We start from the raw sequence: 16,862 nt of genomic DNA, 5'->3' as shown, positions 1-16,862 counted from the left end.
ACTATAAGAAAAAAGCCAACACCCAAGAATTTCAGGAGCCTTCTATGTCGTCGATTCGCCGTTATGCCCTGGCAGCACTGGCCAGTGCCGTGTTTGCCGGTTCCGCTGTTGCCAAGGATTACGAACTGCTCAACGTGTCTTACGACCCCACCCGCGAGCTCTACCAGGACTACAACGCTGAATTCACCAGCTTCTGGAAGCAGTCGCACCCGGGTGACAACGTCAAGATCCAGCAATCCCACGGTGGTTCGGGCAAGCAGGGCCGCGCGGTAATCGACGGCCTGCGCGCCGACGTCGTGACCCTGGCCCTGGCCGGCGACATCGACGAAATCGCAAAACTGGGCAAGACCCTGCCGGAAAACTGGCAAACCCGCCTGCCGGACGCCAGCACCCCGTACACCTCGACCATCGTGTTCCTGGTGCGCAAGGGCAACCCTAAAGGCATCAAGGATTGGGGCGACCTGATCAAGAAAGACGTGTCGGTGATCACCCCGAACCCGAAAACCTCCGGCGGCGCCCGCTGGAACTTCCTAGCCGCCTGGGCCTACGGCCTGAAAGCCGGTGGCAGCGAAGCCAAGGCCCAGGAATACGTGAAAGAGCTGTTCAAGCACGTGCCGATCCTCGACACCGGCGCGCGCGGTTCGACCATCACCTTCGTCAACAACGGTCAGGGTGACGTGTTGCTGGCTTGGGAAAACGAAGCCTTCCTGGCCCTGAAGGAAGACGGCGGCGCCGACAAGTTCGACATCGTTGTACCTTCGCTGTCGATCCTCGCCGAGCCGCCAGTGGCCGTGGTCGACAAGAACGCTGAGAAAAAGGGCAATACCGAGATCGCCACCGAGTACCTCAAGCACCTGTACAGCCCGGCTGGCCAGGAGATTGCGGCGAAGAACTTCTACCGCCCACGCGATGAGAAAGTCGCCGCCAAATACGCCCAGCAGTTCCCGAAACTGGACCTGGTGACTATCGACAAAGACTTCGGCGGCTGGAAAACTGCCCAACCGAAATTCTTCAATGACGGTGGCGTGTTCGACCAGATCTACTCGGCGCAGTAAGCAAAATCAAACTGTAGGAGCCAGCTTTCTGTGGGAGCCGGGCTTGCCCGCGATAGCATCACCTCGGTGTAACTGATACACCGATGTGCCGGCATCGCAGGCAAGCCAGCTCCCACAGAAGCTCGCTCCTACAGTGGTATCTACCCGCTAACCAAGGACTCTTATGTCGCGTCGTATCTCCCCCGTCATACCCGGCTTCGGGCTGACGCTGGGCTACACCGTGGTGTACCTCAGCCTGATCGTACTCATCCCCCTTGCGGCGATGTTTGTACATGCCGCTCAACTCACCTGGGATCAGTTCTGGAACATCATCTCCGCACCGCGTGTGCTGGCGGCGTTGAAACTGAGCTTCGGCACTGCGTTGTATGCCGCGATCATCAACGGCGTGATCGGTACCCTGCTGGCATGGGTACTGGTGCGCTACACCTTCCCCGGGCGCAAGATCATCGATGCGATGATCGACTTGCCGTTCGCCCTGCCCACCGCCGTCGCCGGTATTGCACTCACCGCGCTGTACACGCCCACCGGGCTGGTAGGCCAGTTCGCCGCCGACCTGGGCTTCAAGATCGCCTACACCCCCTTGGGTATCACCCTGGCGCTGACCTTCGTCACGCTGCCATTCGTGGTGCGTACCGTGCAGCCGGTGTTGGCCGATATCCCCCGGGAAATCGAAGAAGCCGCCGCCTGTCTCGGCGCCAAGCCCCTGCAAGTGTTCCGCTACATCCTGGTACCGGCGCTGCTGCCGGCCTGGTTGACCGGCTTCGCCTTGGCGTTTGCACGAGGTGTCGGTGAGTACGGTTCGGTGATCTTCATCGCCGGCAACATGCCGATGAAAACCGAGATCCTGCCGTTGCTGATCATGGTCAAGCTCGACCAATACGACTACCACGGCGCCACGTCCATCGGTGTGCTGATGCTGGTGGTTTCCTTTGTCCTGCTGCTGCTGATCAACTTGCTGCAGCGGCGCATCGAACACCCATAAGGAGGCGCGGAACATGTCCCAATCGTCTATTTCCGCCGCGTCCTCGGCCAACGCTGCCCGTCGTGGCAGTGCGGTGTCCCGACGCATCCTGATCAGCCTTGGCTGGCTGGTGTTCTTCCTGTTTTTGTTGCTGCCGCTGTTTATCGTGGTGTCCCAGGGCCTGAAGAATGGCCTGGGTGCGTTCTTCACCGCGATCCTTGAGCCGGACGCGCTGTCGGCATTGAAACTCACGGTGATCGCCGTGGTGATTTCGGTACCGCTCAACGTGGTGTTCGGCGTCAGCGCCGCCTGGTGCGTGAGCAAGTACTCGTTCCGTGGCAAAAGTATCCTGGTGACCATGATCGACCTGCCGTTCTCGGTATCGCCGGTGATCGCCGGCCTGGTCTACGTGTTGATGTTCGGCGCCCAGGGCTTCTTTGGCCCGTGGCTGCAGGACCATGACATCCAGATCGTGTTCGCCTTGCCGGGCATCGTGCTGGCGACCATCTTCGTCACCGTGCCGTTCGTGGCCCGTGAGCTGATCCCGCTGATGCAGGAGCAGGGCACCCAGGAAGAAGAGGCCGCGCGCCTGCTGGGCGCCAACGGCTGGCAGATGTTCTGGCATGTCACCGTGCCGAACATCAAGTGGGGCCTGATCTACGGCGTGGTGCTGTGTACCGCGCGGGCCATGGGTGAGTTCGGTGCGGTGTCGGTGGTGTCCGGCCACATTCGCGGCGTGACCAACACCTTGCCGCTGCACGTCGAGATCCTCTACAACGAATACAACCACGTCGCCGCGTTTGCCGTCGCGAGCCTGTTGCTGATCCTGGCGCTCTTCATCCTGCTGCTCAAGCAGTGGAGCGAGAACCGTATCAACCGCCTGCGCAAAAGTGCTGGTGAGGAATAAGTCATGTCGATCGAAGTCCGTAATGTCAGCAAGAATTTCAACGCCTTCAAGGCCCTGAACAGCATCAATCTGGACATCCAGAGTGGCGAGCTGGTGGCGTTGCTGGGCCCGTCCGGCTGCGGCAAGACCACCCTGCTGCGGATCATCGCCGGTCTCGAAACCCCGGATGCCGGCAACATCGTGTTCCATGGTGAAGACGTCTCCGGCCACGACGTGCGTGATCGCAACGTCGGCTTTGTGTTCCAGCACTACGCGCTGTTCCGCCACATGACCGTGTTCGACAACGTCGCGTTCGGCCTGCGCATGAAACCGAAAAACCAGCGCCCCACCGAAAGCCAGATCGCCGTGAAAGTCCACGAGCTGCTGAACATGGTGCAGCTCGACTGGTTGTCGGATCGCTACCCGGAACAACTCTCCGGCGGCCAGCGCCAGCGTATCGCCCTGGCGCGCGCCCTGGCGGTAGAGCCGAAAGTGCTGCTGCTGGATGAACCGTTCGGCGCCCTGGATGCCAAGGTCCGTAAAGAACTGCGCCGCTGGCTGGCGCGCCTGCACGAAGACATCAACCTGACCTCGGTGTTCGTGACCCACGACCAGGAAGAAGCCATGGAAGTGGCGGACCGCATTGTGGTGATGAACAAGGGCGTGATCGAGCAGATTGGCTCACCGGGCGAAGTCTACGAAAACCCGGCCAGTGATTTTGTTTATCACTTCCTCGGCGACTCCAACCGCCTGCATTTGGGTGAAGACAAGCACGTGCTGTTCCGCCCGCATGAAGTGTCGTTGTCGCGCCATGAACTGGAAGACCACCACGCGGCTGAAGTGCGTGATATTCGCCCGCTTGGCGCGACCACCCGGGTGACCCTGAAGGTCGAAGGCCAGAGCGAACTGATCGAAGCCGAAGTGGTAAAAGACCACGACAGCCTGACCGGCCTGGCGCGGGGCGAGACGTTGTTCTTCAAGCCCAAGGTCTGGCAAAAAGCCTAAGAACACTGCAAAACCCCTGTGGGAGCTGGCTTGCCTGCGATAGCATCACCTCGGTATGCCTGAGACACCGAGGTGCCAGCATCGCAGGCAAGCCAGCTCCCACATTTAGCTTGTGTTGCTTGTCAGGCCGTGGCGTTCTTGTGCCGCACGGCCAGGGGCCCTGAGCGCTCTTCAATCTGCCGCTTCAGCTCATGCCGCAGCCCCACCAGGAACGCCAACTCCGCCACCACGAACAACGGCCCCACGATCAACCCGGACACGTCATCGACAAACGCCGGCTTGCGCCCCTCGTAGTAATGCCCCACAAACTGGATCACCCAGCCCACCACGAACATGCCGATGCCGCTGCTCAGCCACACCAGCGTGCTTTGCGCCGCCAGCACATGCCCGGCCCACACCGACAGGCCCATCAACACCGTCATCAGTACGCCGAGCGCCAGTTCCAGGCGCAGGTAGAACCATGCCGAAAGCAGCGCCACTACCACCGCGGGCGACAGCCACAGCCCGGCCACCGTCCATTCGGGGCGTGACAGCAGCACGGCCACGGCCACCACAATCAGCGGGATGCCGATAAAGTGGCTGGCGATATTGCGCGGGTCGCGGTGGTAGGCGGCGTATTGACTGAGATGGTCGACGAGGCTTTTCATTGTTGTTCCTCCTGTAGGATGTTTGATCATGCCCTGTAGGCCCACGACACACTGTCAACTGGCCGACAATCTTCGGAGTTCTCATGGATGCAGAGAAATGGCACCCACGCCTGGCCACCGGTCACTGGTACAGCCATCTGCCTGCTGATCTACAGAATAGCTTGCTGGCCAGCGCCCGGTTGCGGCAGCTGACGGCGGGGCAATACCTGTTCAAACGCGGCGATCCGCCGTGTGGGTTGTATGCGGTGCTGGAAGGTTCCCTGCGTATCAGCGCGGTGAACGAGCAGGGCAAGGAGGCAGTGTTGAGCCTGGCGGAATTACCGTACTGGTTCGGCGAGATCTCCCTGTTCGACGGGTTGCCCCGCACTCACGACGCTTGCGCGGTCGGGCCTTGTACGTTGTTGCAGGTGCCGCAGCCGGCGTTGCTGCACATTCTTGAACAGACTCCGCGTTACTGGCGCGACATGGCCCTGTTGATGAGCCAGAAGCTGCGCCTGACCTTTATCAATATCGAGCAATTGAGCCTGATGCCGGCGTCGGTGCGGGTGGCGCACCGCCTGCTGATGATCGCCGAGGGCTATGGCGACATCGAGCAGGCCCGGCAGGTGCTGCAACTGCCCCAGGAAGACTTGGCCGCGATGCTGAGCCTGTCGCGCCAGACCACCAATGCGTTGCTCAAGGACCTGCAAGGCCAGGGCATCGTGCGCCTGGGCTATGGCGAGATCGAAATCCTCGACCCGCAACGTTTGCGCGAGGCGGCGCATGCCTGAGGGTGGTAGCCTGCGTTCACGATTATTCGAGGTGTGTTATGCGCGTCCTGCTAGTGGAACACGAGTCAGAGGCGGCCGAGGCGATGGGCCGCAGTCTTGAAGAGGCCAGCTACACGGTGGAGGTGGCGGCCAATGGCATGGCGGCCCTGCGCTTTGTGGAAAGCACCGAATACGACCTGGTGATCCTGGATGTGATGCTGCCGGGGCTGAATGCCTGGAAGCTGCAGCAGGCGATTCGGTTGAAGGGTGAGACGCCGATGTTGTTTTTGACCACGCCTGACGGGATTGAAGATCGGCTGCGTGGGCTGGAATTGCATGAGGATGATTATTTGCTCAAGCCGTTTGAGGCCCGGGCCTTGGTGGCGCGGGTGAAGAAGGTGTTGCGGCGGGATCGGGGGCGCTGACTGCCACTGGCTTTTGGGGTGTTTGATTGACCGCTTTCGCGAGCAAGCCCGCTCCCACATTTGACCGCATTCCAAAGGATGTACTCGGTCAAATGTGGGAGCGGGCTTGCTCGCGAAGAGGCCCTCACAGCCACCGCAACTCCAGCTACCTCAACCCATCCCGAAACTGCCCCGGCGTCATCCCTGTCCAGCGCTTGAACGCCCGGTTGAAGCTGCTGGTATCGGCAAACCCCAGCAAATGACTGATCTCCGCCAGCGAACACTCGGGATCCCGCAGATGCAGCAGCGCGAGGTTCTCCCGGCATTCGTTCAGCAGCGCATCAAACCGGCAGCCCTCATCCGCCAGATGCCGCTGCAAGCTGCGCAAGCTCAAATGCAACGCCTGAGCGATGCGCTCGGCACTCGGCTCACCGTCAGGCAACTGCGCCTCAATGGCCGAACGCACCTTGCGTTCCCAGGTCAGCGGCCGCAGTTGCGCCAGGGTGCGCTTGAGCACGGTTTCATTGTGCTCGGCCAACTCGGGGTTGGCATCGTCCAGGTGGCTGTCAAAGTCCCGGGCCGCAAATTCCAGACGGTCTTCCTCGGCGGCAAAAAACACCGGCGCGCGAAATACCGTGTGCCACGGCTTGGGATCAGCCGGCTCGGGCCGCCGCAGGTACACCGCCAGCGGCGCGTACTCCCGGCCCAGGCGATTGCGGCAGGTGCGCACGTAAATCGCGGCGAACGCATCAATCGCCTCAAACGCGGGTGCGGGTGTACCGGCGGGCTGTTGCAGGCGAAAGCGGTAACGTTCGCCCTCCCGGCTAAGCTCCAGGCTCAGGGCGTCGCTGACCACCTGGTGATAGCGCACGATCCGCTCGAACACTTCCCGCAGGCTGCCGCTGGCCACCAGCGCATAACCCAGCGCGTGAAAGGTGGTGGGGCTGACAAACCGCGACACCCGCAAGCCAATCGCGGGGTCGCCGCTGGCCTGTACCGCCAGTTCCCACAGGCGCGTGGTGGCCGATAGCGGGTAGCGCGCGTTCGGATCTTCCATCAACTGCGGGTCGAGCCCGGCCTGGGCGCACAGCGCGGCGCTGTCGAGGCCCAGGGCGTCGAGCTGCTTGCGCAGGGCGCGGGTCCAGCTGGCGAGAGAGGTCGGTTCGGTCATGTTGATTGGCGCTTGCGGTCAACAGGTTGGCGTGTGGGGCTAGCGTCCCGCCAGATCGCATAGGGCAGGATGTACGCATCAATAAGACAGAGGATGGAAGCATGGACGGTACTTCTGCAAGCCCCCGGCAGATGAACGCACAACAGCGTTCAGCGCATATCCGTGAAGTGGTGCTGGCCGAGGGGCTGTTATTGCGCCAGCGCCACCCCTGGCTGCTGCATCAGGATGCGTTGGGCGCGGGCATCCTGGCCTTTGCCCTGGTGGGCATGCTGGGTTCGGCGGCGCTGTATATCACCGGGCACATGGCGTGGTGGGTGTGCCTGCTGCTCAACGCATTCCTCGCGTCATTGACCCACGAACTGGAACACGACCTGATCCACAGCATGTACTTTCGCAAGCAGCGCCTGCCCCACAACCTGATGATGGGCCTGGTGTGGCTGGCGCGGCCCAGCACCATCAACCCTTGGGTACGGCGCCATATCCACCTCAATCACCACAAGGTTTCCGGCAGCGAAACCGACATCGAAGAGCGCGCGATCACCAACGGTGAACCGTGGGGCCTGGCACGCTTGCTGATGGTCGGCGACAACATCATGTCGGCACTGATCCGGGTGCTGCGGGCACCAACCTGGAAGCACAAGCTGGGCATTCTCAAGCGCACGGCGCTGGTCTACGCACCGCTGGCGCTGCTGCATTGGGGCGCGTGGTATGTGTTCCTCGGCTTTCATGCCGCCAATGGCATCGCCAGCCTGCTGGGCGCGCCGATCGACTGGTCGGCCAACACGCTGGCGGTGATGCACATCATCGACATCGCCGCCGTGGTGATCATCGGCCCCAACGTGCTGCGTACCTTCTGCCTGCACTTTGTCAGCTCCAACATGCACTACTACGGCGACATCGAGCCGGGCAACGTGATCCAGCAAACCCAGGTGCTCAACCCGTGGTGGCTGTGGCCGTTGCAAGCGTTCTGCTTCAACTTCGGCAGCACCCACGGGATCCATCATTTCGTGGTCAAGGAGCCGTTCTACATCCGCCAGATGACGGTGAAAACGGCGCACAAGGTGATGGCGGAGATGGGCGTGCGCTTCAACGATTTCGGCACGTTTGCCCGGGCCAATCGGTTTGAGCGCCAGGAGGGACGGCTGAGCGAACTCAACCCGGTGGAAAGGACAGCGAGCTGAGCAAGCGTCCCGGTCACCCTGGGGTGACCGGGTGCGATTTACTGAATGGCCTGGTAGAAGTTCACCTGTGCTTCATCCAGGTACGCGAGGATTTTCGCCGGCAGGCGCTCGGTGGGTTTCGCCGGGCCGAAGGCTTTGTAGAGCGTTTCGAAATGCGCGTGCAGGTCCGCGACGCTTTCCCACTGTTCGTTGAGAAAGAACCGGTTGGGGTTCTCTTCATCCTTATGCCATTGATAGACCACGGCCTTGTCGTGCTGGTGGGTGAGCTTTTGTGAAACGGCCGCTACATCACGATAGAACTCGGCCTGTTTGCCTTCTTTAATGGTGCCGCTGAAAACCAGGTAGAGCATGTTGGAATCCTCGGTTTGGGGAGATTGCAGAACATCTGCATCGCCAAACTAGCCTCAGTGGGCAGGCCCTTGTAGCCAGCACGCCGCGAATTCAGAATTCGTAAAAGGCCTCGGAATCGAACGGCCGTCTTTGCCCGGTCAGGCCCATGCGTTGCAACACCAGCGCTACCACCGCAGCGGTAACCCGATGGAACGACAAGTCTGTCACCCCTAGTCGAACGACGCGTGGACCGCTCGCGAGATTTGTTTTGCCTGCAGCTTGGTGAGTCAGCGTCATGATTTTTTCCGATGCTAAAAATCGCCCTGGAACTCGGCGATCATGAACTCGACGAAAGCCCGAGCCTTGGATGAGATCAACCGCGCGCTGGGGTAGATCGCCCAGATATCCCGGGTTTGCTCCAGGACACAGGACGGCATGATTTCCACCAATGCGCCGCTTTCCAGTGAGGGCCTGGCGTTCCACTGTGAAACAGAGACGATGCCGAGCCCACCCTCCGCGGCAAGCCGTGCGCTTTCGCCGCAATTGACTCTGAGCGAACCACTGATTGTCGTGACTTTGTGTGACCGGGCACCCACGAAACGCCAATGGTCCTCGTCGCCCAGCAGGATGCAGGAATGATTGACCAGCTCCGCAGGTGAAGTCGGTTCGCCATGCGCCTGGAGGTAGGCGGGTGCCGCACACAGGATGCGTCGGTCGCAGCCGAGCTTGCGCGCCACCAGGGATGAGTCCTTCAGGGCGGCGATGCGGATTGCCACATCAATCCCGATCTCGGTCAGGTCCTGCATTTGATCGGACAGTATCAGGTCGATCTTCAGCTTCGGGTTGGCGTGCAGGAACCGGGTGATGGCCGGCATCAGGCACATCCGCGCGAAGGACCCGGGGGCGGATACTCTTAACACCCGCTTGGCCACGTCCTTGCCTTTCACCGCGACCAGATAGGCCTCGTCCACGGCTGCCAGCACCCGGATTGCATGGGGCAGAAACAGCGCACCGTCTTCGGTCAGGCTGACCTGGCGAGTGGTGCGATGCAGCAGGCGCATGCCCAGGTATTCTTCAAGCTTCGCCAGTTTGTGGCTGGCCACCGAGGGCGCGAGTCCCAGCTCCCTGCCGGCTGCGGTGATATTGCCCAGCTCTGTTGATCGCATGAACAGGTTCAACGCATCAATATTCATGCTTCGGCGCCGCTAGTGTGTGGGCGCCGGCGCGGCATCGATCTTCACGCGCAGCAGGCTGTAGGGTTTCTGGCGCAAGTCTTTGCCTGCGTGAAAGATGCTTTGGCGGTGCAGCTGATTGGCGATGAAGTACAGGTAGCCATCAGGACCGATTGACAGTGTGTCGGGCCAAAGCACACGCGGATCATGGACGATGGTCTGCCATTGCCCGTTCGCCAGCCGTTTGCGCACGCTGTTGTTTTCGTAGTCGCCGGCATACACGGCCCCCGAGGCGTCGGCTTCAAGCCCGTCCGAGGCGCCTTTTTCCCCGAGGTCTTTGACCGCCATTTCGAGCCGTGCTTCGCTGACTGTCTCGTCACGCAGCAGTGCCGTGGGGATGGCGTACAGGTGCCGACTCGACAGCGGGCAGAAATACAAGGTCTGCCCATCAGCCGACAGGGCGATGCCGTCCGAAGCCACGGCAAAAGGCTGGGTGCCGCCTTTGGCATCCCGCACTTTCAGGACCTGGCCTTCGACCGTGGGTACGAAGTTCGGGTCGACCGAGGTCGAGGGTGCACCACTGAGCCGGCGTATGGCCGTGCCACTGGCGATGTCCATGACGATGATCGCGCCCGGGCCGGTAAGTGAAGAGTCGGTGATATAGATCACGCCTTGGTCACCCACGCGAAAATCAAAGCGCATGTCGTTGACGTAGGTGCCGGGCAGCATGACGTTTTTCGGGAATACGAGGGTCTTGACCACCTTGTTGGTGGCGAGCTCAACTGCGACGAGCTTGGCACCACCTGGCTGTGGAGGCGAGAAGCCAGGCGCCGCGGTGTCCAGTATCCAGAGGCGTCCGCGCCCGTCGGCCACCACGCTTTGTACGCTGATAAACCCTTTGGCCGGGTCTTTGGGGTTGGCCTGATTTATCGCCTGGTCAGGGTAGGGTACGACTTTGCCGTCGCGCAGTTCTGCGACGGTAAACGGCACCTCGTCGCCCCAGCGAGGAAAGTTGACAAAGATGCGTCCGGTCTCGGTAACGCTCACGCCGGTGGGCATGGCATCGTGGAAGGCGTGCACCTGCTCGATGGCGCCAACGCTCTGATCGGCGGGCAGGTTCGCCGGCATGGAAGCCTGGGCGGCGGTGCCGGTGAGGGCCGCTGCCAAGGCAAGGGCAGTCCAACTGATTGGGTATTTCAAGTACATGGCAGGGCTCCAGGTTTTTCTGTTCTGGAGCCAATGGTGTCGGTTCCCGGCAGGCGAAAAAACCCGCTGATTGCCGATAACAGTTTCATTGAAATCAAGAGAATGGGCTGTCGCGCGCAAGCCTGGTTTTTTAATTGCGGGCGAGCAAGCTTGCTTCAGCAGAGGGGGTATCCACGGTGATCAGGGTTTCGATCATCGCCTTCGCCGCCGGCGACAAGCGAAACCCGGTACGGCTGATGATCCCGCAGCGGTTGTTCAAACTGTCGAGGCTGTGAGGCACGTTGCGCCAGTGCAACACCGTCAGTGCGCCACGGGCAAAGTCTTCGGCAAACGCATCCTCGGCACCCAGGCCAATCGCGTTGGACTGGTGCACGATGGCTGCCAGCGCCGCAAACTGCTCCAGTTCGATAGCGGGAGAAAAGTCGACACGCCCGCTCAGGTTGGCCAGTAGCTTGCGTACCCCGGGAGCGATCAGCGGTGTGGCCAGCGGGTAGTCAAACAAGTCGTTGGTCGAGAGGCTGTCCTTGGCCAGTAACGGGTGCCCGGCGCGGCAGAAAAATACATTGCGCCGGGGTGTCAGGGCCTGGGTCTGGAAATTCGGATCGGCCTCGAAGTGGCGCACATCGGCGATGAAGAATTCGATCTCTTCGCGACTCAAACTGCGTCCGAGTTTTTCCCAGTTATCCACATGCAAACCGCTGCGTACTCGTGGATGAGCGCCGACAAACCGTGCGATCGCCCCAGGCACCAGGTTCACCGCCGCCACGGCATCGCAGCCAAAGCGCAATTCGCCGGCGTCGAGCTTGGTCATGCGGGTGACTTCGTGGCTCAGCCGCGCCGCCCCCTGAACGAGCGACAAGGCATGTTGCAACACCACCTGGCCCTCGGGAGTGGGGCGCAGGTCTTTGTGGGCGCGGTCCACCAGCACACAGCCAAACTCCTGTTCCAGGCTTTGGATGCTGCGGCTGAACGCCGGCTGGGTAATGCCCATGGCGTCGGCGGCGCGCACAAAACTGCGGTACTCGTTCAGAGCAATGAAGTAGCGCAGTTGGCGAAGGTCCATGGAGTTTTCCGGCGTCCTGAAGGAAACCGCGATTCTAATCGCCTCGCTTATTCCGCAAAAGAATGTTCATTGTTTTATCTAGATTCAAATTGCATATCCATAGAGCCTGTGCGGTAGGTGGCCGGGCTGAACACCCGGGTGAGTATCAGCATCGCCACCACCGTCAGCGTCAGCACCATCCAGGCGCTTACGAAACTGCCAGTCAATTCCCGCAGCCAGCCGGTCAGCCACGGTGATACGGCGTTGATCAAAAAGCCCACGCCCTGGACGAACGCCGCCAGTTGGCCGGCCTCCCGAGGGTCGCGGCGGTGATCCAGGGTCAACAACAGGCTCAGGGCGAAACACGCTCCCAGGCCGAAACCGATCAACGCCACCCACACGTGGGGGAATTCCAGCGGCGCCGTCAGCAGGCCGATATAGCCCACGGTCTGGGCCAGCAGGCTGATGCTCAGTAACGGTCGACGATCAATGCCACGTTGCGCCAGTGCCGGCATCAACAGCGCGGCGATTACCTGGAAGATCGTCATGAACGCCAGCAGCGAACCACTGGGCAGTACGCCCCAACCCAACTGCTGATAGTAGGCCGGCAGCCACGCGACCATGCTCATGTAGCCGCAATTCACCAGGCCGAAATACAGCGCCAGCAACCACGCCCGACGGTTGCGCAGGCCCTGGAACGGCGCCGTCACCTGCGGGTTTTTCGCCGCACCCAATGGCAGCCACGCCCACAACAATAGTGCGCCCAGGGCCGGTAGCAGCCAGATCCCGAGCCCCGCCTGCCACTGCTGGAAATGCCCCGCCACCAACGGGCTGAGCAGGGCGGCCAAGCCACCGCCGCCCATCAGCGAAGCCGAGTAAACCCCCATCGCCAACGGCACGCGCTGGTGAAACTGGCGCTTGATCATCGCCGGCACCAGCGCCTGGATCAGCGCCACACCCGCACCGCCGAACAATGCCGTGGCCAGCAGCGCCGGCGCCTGGCCAAACAGCCAGCGCGCGAGGCACGCCAGCAGAATCATCATCAAGCCCAGCGCGATTCCGCGACGCTCCCCCAGCTTCGCCTCCAGGCGCACACCTACCAGCGCCACCAGGCCCATGCAGATCACCGGCAGGCTGGTGAGCAGGGCGCTGCTCTGGAAACTCAGGCCGGTGGCCAGACGGATTTCCCCCAGCAACGGGCTGATGGAACTGAGGATGGGCCGCAGGTTCAGGCCGAGCACCACCAGCAAACCCCAACCGGCGAGCTTGCCGGCCAACGAATTATTCAGCGTCATGCAGGGCCTGCCACTCGCGGTAAAGGGCTTGCATCGCTGCCTGCGGCAGGTGCTGCACGGGCAATTTTTGCTCCGCCAGCGGCAGCGCCAGTTGCTGGTAGATCGCTGCTGTGGACAAACCAAAGGGCGCCGCCACGTCGTTGCTGGCAGCGAACACCACACGGGATATGCCGCACAGGTGCATCGCACTCAGGCACATCGGGCAGGGCTGGCCGCTGGCGTAGATCACACAACCGTCGAGGCGCGGGCCGAGTTGTTGGCTGGCGGCACGGATGGCGAGCATCTCGGCGTGGGCGGTGGGGTCCTGGCTCAAGTGGATTTCGTTGACCGCTTCCACCAGCACCTTGCCGTCGCGCACCAGGACCGCACCAAACGGGCGGCCACCGGCGGCTACGTTGGCCTTGGCCAGTTGCACGGCGTGATGCAGATGCTGTTGATCGTCAGTCATGGAAAACCCCTCGTGCGCAATGAGGCGTGAAGTATGGGCAGCCGCAGGGGTATTCTGAAATTAAATATAACCATGCCAATCAGTGGCAAATGGAATGGTGAGCCCATGTTCGATCCTGTGTTGTTGCGCAGCTTTGTTGCCGTCGTCGATTGCGGCAATTTCACCCGCGCGGCCGAGCGGCTGCACTTGACCCAGTCCACGGTCAGCCAACAGATCCGCCGCCTGGAAGATGCACTGGGCAGCCAGGTGCTCGACCGCGACCAGCGCCGCGTGGTAGCCACGGTGGAAGGTGAACGCTTGCTGGCGTATGCGCGGCGCATCCTGGCGCTGCACGAAGAGGCGGCCGACGTGCTGATCAATCAGCAGAGCGATGGCGTGTTGCGCCTGGCGGTGCCCGAGGACTTTGCGGCCGAGCGCCTGATGCCGTTGCTGTCGGCGTTTGTGCAGGCTTATCCCCGGGTGCGCCTGGAGGTCACCAGCGGCTTGGGGCCGGAGTTGTTGCGGGATTATCGCGGCGGTGAATTCGACGTGCTGCTGGTCAAGCAAATGGGTGACAGCGATGACTGCCTGGTGTCCTGGCCGGAGCCGTTGTGTTGGGTCGACAGCCGCAGTTCGCCGTCCCTGGGACGTGATCCGCTGCCGTTGGTGGCGTTTCCCGCTGGCGGCCTGTACCGCAATGAAATGCTGCATCACCTGGAGGTAGGCGGCTGGCGCTGGCGCATCGGTTATTCCAGCGCCAGCTTGGCCAGCGTGTGTTCGGCGGTGGCGGCGGGGCTGGGGATCAGCCTGTTGCCGGTGCGGGTGGTGCAGCCCGGGCACGTGGTGTTGGGCGCGAACAGCGGTTTGCCTGCGGTGCAGGGCGTGCGGCTGGCGCTGTATGGCCGTAACGGCCTTGGTGCGGCCGGGCAGGCGTTGCTACGCCAATTGCAGGATTTGTGTGCCGGTAATCTACGCTGAGCCATGCCTTCAGTGAATATTTTGTATGCCTCAAAAGCATTGAGATTTTCCCCCTCGGCGCCAGGCCGCGCAGGACGTGGCTTCGGCGTATCCGGATGTTTCGGTTATTCAATTTAGATCTATCTATAACTTTAAAGATTACTTTAAGAGATAAGCGTCTGCCCCCGATGATTCAGCCCTCGACGGCCGCCAAGGCAGGCCCGTCGGTTTTTTTGCTTAAGACCGCAGGGGAGTTAATCAATGGGCAATGTCCAGACCGCCGCCAGTGCACAAGAGGCGCAGTGGCGCCACGCACCGGGTGGTGAGTTGGTCGACCTTGGCCGGCCGCATCGCGCGCCGTTGGGGCAGTTGCGTACGCAGAAAACCCCGAAGGGTGTGTTGAGTCGGCGTGAAGCGATCCTGTTGGGGATTCTCGCGCTGGCCTTGCATGGCGCGGTGATCTATTGGGTCAGCCAGAAGCCAACCCCGGTGCTGCCGATTGTGCCGCCGGAAATCCCGCCGATGACGATCGAATTTTCCCAGCCGGCTCCGCCGGTTGTGGAGCCGCCGCCGCCTGTACCGCCACCGCCGCCGCCACCGGTTGTCGAGCCACCGCCGCCGGTGGTTGATGAATTGGCCGCCAAGCCGGCGCCGAAAAAGATTCCGAAACCCAAGCCGGTGCCAAAGCCTGTGCCCAAGCCCGCACCGAAACCGGTAGCCGAGCAGCCGCCCGCGCCGCCTGTACCCGCGCCACCGGCTCCAGCACCGCCGGCACCGCCTGCGCCCGCGCCGGTCACACCGGCCTCGGCCAACGCCGCGTACCTGAAGAACCCGGCGCCGGAATACCCGTCACTGGCCCAGCGCCGGGGTTGGGAAGGCACGGTGCTGTTGCGGGTGCATGTATTGGCCACCGGCAAGCCGGGTGAGATCCAGATTCAGAAAAGCAGTGGTCGCCAGCAACTCGACGAAGCCGCACTGGCTGCCGTGAAGCGCTGGAGTTTTGTACCGGCCAAGCAGGGTGATGTGGCCCAGGACGGCTGGGTCAGCGTACCGATCGATTTCAAGATTCATTAATTATTGGATGCGGTGTGTTGGACACATCGCGACCTGCACAGAGGGAAAACATCATGGCATTAGCATCTCCAACTGAATCCATCGAAAGCGCGGTGATCTGGCTGCTGGTGGTCTTTTCGGTCGCTACCTGGGGCCTGGCCCTGCTCAAGGGCGTCCAGTTCGGCCGCCTCAAGTCCCAGGATCGCAAGTTCCACAAACAGTTCTGGGCGGCATCCAGCCTGGACTCGGCCGCTGAACTCGCTGAAACCAAACCCGGCGCCGCCGCTCGTGTGGCCCAGGCCGGTTACGCCGCGATCCAGGTCGGTGAAGCGCCACACGCTGCTGACCTGAGCCAGGCGATCAACCATCAGGACCGTCTTGAACGCGCTTTGCGCCAACAGATCGTGCGTGAGCGTCGCTCCCTGGAAACCGGCCTGGCCGTGGTTGCGAGTATCGGCAGCACCTCGCCGTTTATCGGCCTGTTCGGCACTGTGTGGGGGATCATGGAAGCCCTGAAAGGCATCAGCGCCGCCGGTTCCGCCAGCCTCGAAACCGTGGCCGGGCCGATCGGTGCGGCACTGGTTGCCACGGGTGTGGGTATTGCCGTCGCGGTGCCGGCGGTGCTGGTCTACAACTACTTCCTGCGTCGCCTGAAGCTCACGGCTGCGGACCTGGACGACTTCGCCCACGACTTCTACAGCCTGGCGCAGAAGAACTCGTTCCGTGTGTTGCTGCACCCGACGCTGAGCAAGGCCGGTGCCCAGGGTGGCGCGCAAAAAGTGAAGGAGGCGTCCTGAGATGGCCTTCTCCACGCAAGACAGTGATGAGGTGCTGAGCGAGATCAACGTTACGCCGCTGGTGGACGTGATGCTGGTGCTGCTGGTGGTGTTTATCGTCACGGCGCCGTTGTTGACCAATGCGATTCCGATCAACTTGCCCAAGACCGAGGCCGTGGCCCCGGTGGAGCAGAAGGACCCGCTGGTGGTGAGCATTGATGCGGCCGGCAAACTGTTTATCAACAAGGATGAAATCCAGCCGGATTTGCTGGAGTTCAACTTGCAGTCGGCCAAGGCCAAGGACCCGGATGTGCGGGTGCAACTGCAGGCTGATGATGGAGTGAACTACGGCGAAGTGGCGCGAGCCATGGCGTCGATCGAGCGGGCGGGGATTACCAAGCTGTCGGTGATTACTGCACGTTAGTTTCAAATGCCTCGACAATTTTTTTGGCCGTCTCCTTGGCAGGGTGCGGCCTTTTTTTTGCTTTGGGGGGAGTACATATCCGTTATTTAGGTAACGGCTACTTATGGTTCCGCTCTTACAG

Annotated in this window: 20 protein-coding genes; 11 read left to right on the top strand and 9 right to left on the bottom strand. The window is 61.7% G+C overall.

All coding sequences use genetic code 11. The features are described 5' to 3' along the window. Positions 1-44: 44 nt before the first annotated feature. The 4 genes from HX811_RS09075 to HX811_RS09060 all read left to right on the top strand — a co-directional run bounded on the left by HX811_RS09075 (position 45) and on the right by HX811_RS09060 (position 3,907). On the top strand, positions 45-1,055 hold the full coding sequence (locus tag HX811_RS09075; RefSeq protein WP_003218143.1) for a sulfate ABC transporter substrate-binding protein: 1,011 nt from the start codon (positions 45-47) through the stop codon (positions 1,053-1,055). Between the two features lie 163 nt (positions 1,056-1,218). Beyond that, complete coding sequence (gene cysT / locus HX811_RS09070) at positions 1,219-2,037, top strand: sulfate ABC transporter permease subunit CysT (RefSeq protein WP_003218141.1); 819 nt, start codon at positions 1,219-1,221, stop codon at positions 2,035-2,037. A gap of 13 nt (positions 2,038-2,050) precedes the next feature. Continuing rightward, a complete protein-coding gene (cysW, locus tag HX811_RS09065) occupies positions 2,051-2,923 on the top strand; it encodes a sulfate ABC transporter permease subunit CysW (protein ID WP_177045617.1) in 873 nt (290 codons plus the stop codon). Positions 2,924-2,926: 3 nt separating this feature from the next. Then, the gene (locus HX811_RS09060) at positions 2,927-3,907 is read left to right on the top strand and encodes a sulfate/molybdate ABC transporter ATP-binding protein (RefSeq protein ID WP_003218138.1); all 981 of its coding nucleotides are present in this window, start codon (positions 2,927-2,929) and stop codon (positions 3,905-3,907) included. Positions 3,908-4,029: 122 nt separating this feature from the next. Here the strand turns inward: HX811_RS09060 and HX811_RS09055 are convergent, their stop codons facing one another. Then, positions 4,030-4,554: a DUF962 domain-containing protein gene (locus tag HX811_RS09055; RefSeq protein WP_177045615.1), complete on the bottom strand. Its 525-nt coding sequence runs from the start codon at positions 4,552-4,554 to the stop codon at positions 4,030-4,032. Positions 4,555-4,637: 83 nt separating this feature from the next. Here HX811_RS09055 and HX811_RS09050 point away from each other — a divergent pair, with 83 nt between their 5' ends. Continuing rightward, positions 4,638-5,324: a Crp/Fnr family transcriptional regulator gene (locus HX811_RS09050; protein WP_177045613.1), complete on the top strand. Its 687-nt coding sequence runs from the start codon at positions 4,638-4,640 to the stop codon at positions 5,322-5,324. 38 nt (positions 5,325-5,362) lie between these two features. Then, positions 5,363-5,728, top strand: a complete 366-nt coding sequence (locus tag HX811_RS09045; RefSeq protein ID WP_003218132.1) for a response regulator — start codon at positions 5,363-5,365, stop codon at positions 5,726-5,728. Between the two features lie 145 nt (positions 5,729-5,873). On the opposite strand, the gene HX811_RS09040 is transcribed toward HX811_RS09045, so the two are convergent. Then, on the bottom strand, positions 5,874-6,878 hold the full coding sequence (locus tag HX811_RS09040; RefSeq protein WP_003218131.1) for an AraC family transcriptional regulator: 1,005 nt from the start codon (positions 6,876-6,878) through the stop codon (positions 5,874-5,876). 101 nt (positions 6,879-6,979) lie between these two features. Here HX811_RS09040 and HX811_RS09035 point away from each other — a divergent pair, with 101 nt between their 5' ends. After that, entirely contained in the window at positions 6,980-8,059 is a 1,080-nt protein-coding gene (locus HX811_RS09035; protein WP_177045610.1) for a fatty acid desaturase, read from the top strand. A gap of 38 nt (positions 8,060-8,097) precedes the next feature. Here the strand turns inward: HX811_RS09035 and HX811_RS09030 are convergent, their stop codons facing one another. The 7 genes from HX811_RS09030 to HX811_RS09000 form a co-directional block, all read right to left on the bottom strand. Next, positions 8,098-8,409 (bottom strand): putative quinol monooxygenase, encoded by a 312-nt coding sequence (locus HX811_RS09030; protein ID WP_003218128.1) that lies wholly within the window; start codon positions 8,407-8,409, stop codon positions 8,098-8,100. Positions 8,410-8,500: 91 nt separating this feature from the next. Continuing rightward, the gene (locus HX811_RS09025; protein WP_177045516.1) at positions 8,501-8,686 is read right to left on the bottom strand and encodes a hypothetical protein; all 186 of its coding nucleotides are present in this window, start codon (positions 8,684-8,686) and stop codon (positions 8,501-8,503) included. Between the two features lie 14 nt (positions 8,687-8,700). After that, complete coding sequence (locus tag HX811_RS09020; RefSeq protein ID WP_177045609.1) at positions 8,701-9,582, bottom strand: LysR family transcriptional regulator; 882 nt, start codon at positions 9,580-9,582, stop codon at positions 8,701-8,703. 12 nt (positions 9,583-9,594) lie between these two features. Further along, the gene (locus HX811_RS09015) at positions 9,595-10,767 is read right to left on the bottom strand and encodes an L-dopachrome tautomerase-related protein (RefSeq protein ID WP_003218125.1); all 1,173 of its coding nucleotides are present in this window, start codon (positions 10,765-10,767) and stop codon (positions 9,595-9,597) included. A gap of 130 nt (positions 10,768-10,897) precedes the next feature. Then, a complete protein-coding gene (locus tag HX811_RS09010; RefSeq protein WP_003218124.1) occupies positions 10,898-11,830 on the bottom strand; it encodes a LysR family transcriptional regulator in 933 nt (310 codons plus the stop codon). Between the two features lie 74 nt (positions 11,831-11,904). Continuing rightward, positions 11,905-13,104 carry a CynX/NimT family MFS transporter gene (locus HX811_RS09005; protein WP_177045607.1) on the bottom strand — a complete coding sequence of 400 codons (1,200 nt, stop codon included), beginning with the start codon at positions 13,102-13,104 and terminating at the stop codon, positions 11,905-11,907. Next, the gene (locus tag HX811_RS09000) at positions 13,091-13,552 is read right to left on the bottom strand and encodes a nucleoside deaminase (protein WP_102606281.1); all 462 of its coding nucleotides are present in this window, start codon (positions 13,550-13,552) and stop codon (positions 13,091-13,093) included. The genes HX811_RS09005 and HX811_RS09000 overlap by 14 nt, the downstream gene beginning before the upstream one ends. A gap of 105 nt (positions 13,553-13,657) precedes the next feature. On the opposite strand from HX811_RS09000, the gene HX811_RS08995 reads away from it, so the two are divergent. The 4 genes from HX811_RS08995 to HX811_RS08980 all read left to right on the top strand — a co-directional run bounded on the left by HX811_RS08995 (position 13,658) and on the right by HX811_RS08980 (position 16,741). Then, on the top strand, positions 13,658-14,509 hold the full coding sequence (locus HX811_RS08995; protein WP_177045605.1) for a LysR family transcriptional regulator: 852 nt from the start codon (positions 13,658-13,660) through the stop codon (positions 14,507-14,509). A 240-nt stretch (positions 14,510-14,749) separates the two neighbouring features. Further along, on the top strand, positions 14,750-15,562 hold the full coding sequence (locus HX811_RS08990; RefSeq protein WP_003218120.1) for an energy transducer TonB: 813 nt from the start codon (positions 14,750-14,752) through the stop codon (positions 15,560-15,562). Between the two features lie 50 nt (positions 15,563-15,612). Beyond that, the gene (locus HX811_RS08985; RefSeq protein ID WP_085984637.1) at positions 15,613-16,338 is read left to right on the top strand and encodes a MotA/TolQ/ExbB proton channel family protein; all 726 of its coding nucleotides are present in this window, start codon (positions 15,613-15,615) and stop codon (positions 16,336-16,338) included. A 1-nt stretch (position 16,339) separates the two neighbouring features. Further along, positions 16,340-16,741 (top strand): biopolymer transporter ExbD, encoded by a 402-nt coding sequence (locus HX811_RS08980; protein ID WP_003218118.1) that lies wholly within the window; start codon positions 16,340-16,342, stop codon positions 16,739-16,741. Positions 16,742-16,862: the final 121 nt, after the last annotated feature.

Source organism: Pseudomonas sp. F8002 (assembly GCF_013385495.1).
Lineage (GTDB): Bacteria > Pseudomonadota > Gammaproteobacteria > Pseudomonadales > Pseudomonadaceae > Aquipseudomonas.
Note: the sequence above shows the minus strand (reverse complement) of the source record. Positions and strands in the feature narration are given on the sequence as shown.